This window comes from Vibrio sp. OPT46, assembly GCF_015163535.1.
GTDB classification, from domain to species: domain Bacteria; phylum Pseudomonadota; class Gammaproteobacteria; order Enterobacterales; family Vibrionaceae; genus Vibrio; species Vibrio alginolyticus.
Genome location: NZ_JADDYG010000547.1, coordinates 1 through 1,462, shown reverse-complemented (window position 1 = coordinate 1,462; position 1,462 = coordinate 1). Strand labels below are relative to the sequence as shown.

Genomic DNA, 1,462 nt, shown 5'->3' with positions numbered 1-1,462 from the left:
TCACCAATAGACATAAGGTCGACTGCATTCATCTTATGAACGACATGCCCATCAACTACCGCTCCACAACGTGCCGAATGCCCTGACCAACAACGACCATTAAATACACTTTGTCGTTCATATGCTTTTCGGAACAATCTAAGTACGGATACACCATTCATAGGTTTTAATGGGTCCTTAAGCTGTCCATTCTTCAGAATCCAACCAAAAATATAATATTCCTGATCTTCGACTGGTCTTGAAGGGGTTACATGGTTGTAAAGCTCTACTCCATTTTCTACAAGTTCAATATATTTCTTTACGATCCCTGCATACCTGCCAATGATAGACTTTTTGGGTGGCGCTGCAGATGTCTTAGATTTTGTCCTCACTATAGTGACAGTGTCACCAGAAATGATGACGTTTTTACGTTTTAAAGTAAAGATCTCTTCTTCACGAAGAGCAGTAGAGTATGCAATGGTCATGTATGCTAGGTCTTTGAAAAGCTTTGGCCCAGCTTGTTCAAGTGTCCCAACTATTTCGATCTGCCTGTTCAAATCGCTTGCTCTGAATGGTGAAGCAACTTTTTGCTCTACCTTTGATAAATCAGATTCTGCCATATCCTTTTTTACACCCCTGAAAAAGTCTTTTATAAGCTTGTCTTCAGTAACGTTGGCGAATCCTAGTTGATTCAAAAATATGGCTATGAGGTTCTTTCGGCTCAATAGTGTCGCATAAGACACTTTCTGTTCATTTTTAAGGTGTAGTATCCAGTAGTAAAACATTCTTGGATGTATAGGAAATGCGTAGGCTAATTCAATATACTCAGTAAATCTTATCCAAGAGCGAACAGCGGAAAACATGTTTTTTTGTGTTGCCTTCGAAAAACCACCACGTGTAGCCTCGAATATGGCCATGTTATCTAGAATTGTCTTTAGGTTTGGGTGATCAGGGTCAATTGCACCGTCAAGTTCAGGCAAAGGGATTTTAAATCGTGAAAGATTTTCTTTTTCTTTGTTATTGCCTAGTTCTAATGCCTTAATCTTTTCTAATCCGGATGCAGGAATTGGTAAATTTTGCTTAGTAATCTCCACGTTCACCTCCAAAAATAAAGTGTTACGCTGTCACCTGTAACGCTAACCTTAACGGCCAAAAAGTGTAATATAACTCAAATTATACTACACTTTATAATAATGTCTATTTATACAGTGCTATTTGTTTGTTGAGTTTATATGAATTATTCGAAGATTAGCTTAACGAAAACAAAGCGAGGTACTAAAGTAAAACCCACATAATAACCTATGGTTCTACATAGTCTGCTAGACTGCCTAAGGGAATATTACTTGAATATAGATAAAAAAAAGGCAACATTTAAAGTTGCCTTATGCTGTTAGGTTTGAAATCAGTTGCTTACTGAAGTCAATTGACCATTGGATAAGTCTTCCAGTGGTGGATAATCAGGGAGTCCATAGTCAGATCGTAA

General features: G+C 37.8%; 1 protein-coding gene. It reads right to left on the bottom strand.

Features of this window, described 5'->3' with window-relative positions; all coding sequences use genetic code 11:
* Window positions 1–1,073 (bottom strand): site-specific integrase (locus tag IQR33_RS35970; protein WP_193844053.1); only part of this gene is annotated, 1,073 nt, incomplete at its 3' end.
* Window positions 1,074–1,462 lie beyond the last annotated feature (389 nt).